This is a genomic window from Candidatus Nitrosarchaeum limnium BG20 (assembly GCF_000241145.1).
Taxonomy (GTDB): domain Archaea; phylum Thermoproteota; class Nitrososphaeria; order Nitrososphaerales; family Nitrosopumilaceae; genus Nitrosarchaeum; species Nitrosarchaeum limnae.
On record NZ_AHJG01000259.1, the window covers coordinates 1 to 2,818 of the forward strand.

The following is a 2,818-nucleotide window of genomic DNA, read 5'->3' on the forward strand; positions in this document are numbered from 1 at the left end:
TAGAAACTAAGGAAAAACTTAGGAGATCCGATCTTCGTATCTCTTGATTGTCTTTTTGCATTTCTGTAAAATTTCGTATCTATTCTGATCACTCAAAATACTGCAAGATTTACAATACAAAATACAAGAATCTAAAAAATGTTCATATAATTTTCATAATCTATTTAACATTTAATTATGTCTAATCCAAAACCGCATCTCAATGACTAAAATAATTTCAAATACAGTACTAATGACAACACTTGCCGTAATTTTGGCAATAGGTGCAACATCACAAGCATTTGCTCTCGATGTGTCATTTACACCGATCTCAACTACATTTAACAGTCCAATCGGAATAGATCATTTCGAGGGAACACCAGATAAAGTCGTAATAAGCGTGAATTATTTTTCTGGTGGTAATCCATTTAACTTCGAAACAGTTGCAGCTGATGGAACACATTCCCCATTTTCTGCAATAAGCGGTCTTACTGATGAGGTAAAGATTGCCACTGCCAGAGATGACGGAGTAAATTCCTTTACTCCTGGTACACTGTTTACTGGAAATGGAATAGACGGCCAAATTGTAAAAATTAATCCAGATGGCACATTCGTCAATCCATGGGTAAATCTCCCAGGAACTGGAAATGGCTTGATGAGAGGCAGTCTTTATGTTGACAGAACTGGAGTATTTGGCGGCGATTTAATTGTAGTAACAACTGCAGGTGAGGTTTGGCGAATCAACTCAGCAGGATTTCCAACCAAACTAGCTGACGTCAATACACATCTTGAAGGTCTAATCACAGTCCCAAGAGATCCACAATTTGGCGACTTGGCAGGCAAAATAATTACTGGTGCTGAAGACCAATTACGTGTATATGCAATTAGTGATATTGGCACAGTACAATCTTGGGCTATACCATTTCCAATTGAAGATATTGATCTGATACCAGAAAATGAAAATTTTTTTGGTGTCAACTTTGGAACTGGTAGATTACTTGGTATTCCAGCTTCATCATTTGATGGTGTAGAAGGACAAATTCTAATCACATCAGAATTTGGTGGTGGTACAACAGGTCTTGGACTATTGCAATGGGATACTACAACAAACGCACCAATCGTTGAGCTCATCGGGCGTCAACCAGGTTCATTTGTGCAAGGTCAATGGGAACATGTAACATTCTCATCTGCAGGAATTGTAGAAATCCCACCAACAGAAGAAATCTGTGGGGATAATATAGACAATGACGGAGACAACCAAATTGACGAAGGATGCAATACAGCACCAACAGCACAAGATGATTCATTTACTATTCTAGAAGATGGTTCATTGAGTGCATCTGCAATTGCAACAGATGCTGAAAATGACTCTTTATCATACATGATAGTAGGTCCAACACCAGCAGGAGTTGTATTCAATTCTGATGGAACATTCTCATACACACCAGCAGCAAACTTTTCTGGAACAATCTCATTCCAGTTCAAGGCAAATGATGGTGAATTTGATAGTAATGTAGCGACAATAACTATTATTGTCACACCAGTAAATGATGCACCCCAATGTAGTACTCCTTCAGCAACTCCATACATTTGGCCACCAAACCACAAAATGGTTTCAATTGGTGCTACAATGAATACTTCTGATGTAGACGGTGACACAGTCACAGTTACAATTAGTAGTATATTCCAAGATGAACCAACAAACGGTCTTGGAGATGGAGATACGTCACCAGACGCAAACTTGGCACTAGGTCAAGTAAGAGCTGAAAGATCAGGTACTGGGGACGGACGTGTTTATGTGATTACAATGACTGCAAGTGATGGCCATGATGGAACATGCAGCGGCACAGTACAAGTTATTGTTCCTCAAAGTATGAAAAAACCAATTAGTGCAGTCAACTCTGGAACAACATACAATTCAACACTACCATAAAACAAACCATCCATCTTTTTCTTTTTGTTTAGTAACAACCAAAATCTAGTTTCTTTTTAAACAAAATCTATGGATTCAAACTAAAACCTCTATACCACTCAAAGAACTACATAATTTTTTAAAAAATACCGTACTTGCTAGATTCCATCTCTTCTTTAATTGCAAGTTTGAATCTGGGTGTCTTGCCTTCCAAATTATTTGTAAGCCATGAGAGAAATTTTTTTTCTACGCCTTTTCCTTTTAATCGCTCAAAATCTGCTCCCATCTGATCAACGAGTTTTTCAACTAATCTCTTATTTACACTTACAACAAAAAAGTGCCAACCAAAAGCAAACTCTGAATCTGTCATTACAAACCCTTCCTGTTCGTGAACCATTTCTTCTAAAAGAGAAAGTTGTTGGGAAATTGCCTTGCCTGTTTTATCATAATCTACAGCAGATACATTGATGTTTATTCTGTCTATCATAATTGTATTTGATTTACATAAAATAAAAGGCTTGCACAAAAACTATTTCAAAAGATGTTCAAAATCTATGTCAAAATGTGTCTTCATAATATCTATGTACGTTTGAATAGATTCAGGAATATCATCTCCACATGCAACTCCTAAATTTCTTGCATTAATCCAAATCACTAGAGTCTGAATAATTGTTAGAAATCTGTCGTTTCCAACTTCAGGCGTACTTATTGCTTTAGTGTATCTTTCTGCAAATTCCCACGCTGTTACAAAATTTATACACTTTACACCAAAAACTGCTAACAACTGTTCTTGTAGACTATTTGTTTTCTTAAATGGAGTCTGGTTAATTATGTATGGAAACTCTACTTTTTCAGGAAGAGAATTTGGTAATGGTCCCCAGATCGTTACTATTTTTGTACCTGATTTCAATTCTTTGAATTTATTCC

Annotated in this window: 3 protein-coding genes; 1 reads left to right on the forward strand and 2 read right to left on the reverse strand. The window is 36.6% G+C overall.

What is annotated here, in order from left to right; genetic code table 11:
- Positions 1–202: 202 nt before the first annotated feature.
- The gene (locus tag BG20_RS09200; protein WP_010194329.1) at positions 203–1,912 is read left to right on the forward strand and encodes a cadherin-like domain-containing protein; all 1,710 of its coding nucleotides are present in this window, start codon (positions 203–205) and stop codon (positions 1,910–1,912) included.
- 118 nt (positions 1,913–2,030) lie between these two features.
- On the opposite strand, the gene BG20_RS09205 is transcribed toward BG20_RS09200, so the two are convergent.
- Together BG20_RS09205 and BG20_RS09210 are read right to left on the reverse strand one after the other, a co-directional pair.
- The gene (locus BG20_RS09205; protein ID WP_048097197.1) at positions 2,031–2,378 is read right to left on the reverse strand and encodes a hypothetical protein; all 348 of its coding nucleotides are present in this window, start codon (positions 2,376–2,378) and stop codon (positions 2,031–2,033) included.
- Positions 2,379–2,420: 42 nt separating this feature from the next.
- On the reverse strand, positions 2,421–2,818 hold a 398-nt coding region (locus BG20_RS09210; RefSeq protein WP_010194333.1), incomplete at its 5' end, for a hypothetical protein.

Coding starts and splice junctions, on each gene's coding strand:
- BG20_RS09200 (WP_010194329.1), top strand. CDS start 203: ATGACTAAAATAATTTCAAATACAGTACTAATGACAACACTTGCCGTA.
- BG20_RS09205 (WP_048097197.1), bottom strand. CDS start 2,378: ATGATAGACAGAATAAACATCAATGTATCTGCTGTAGATTATGATAAA.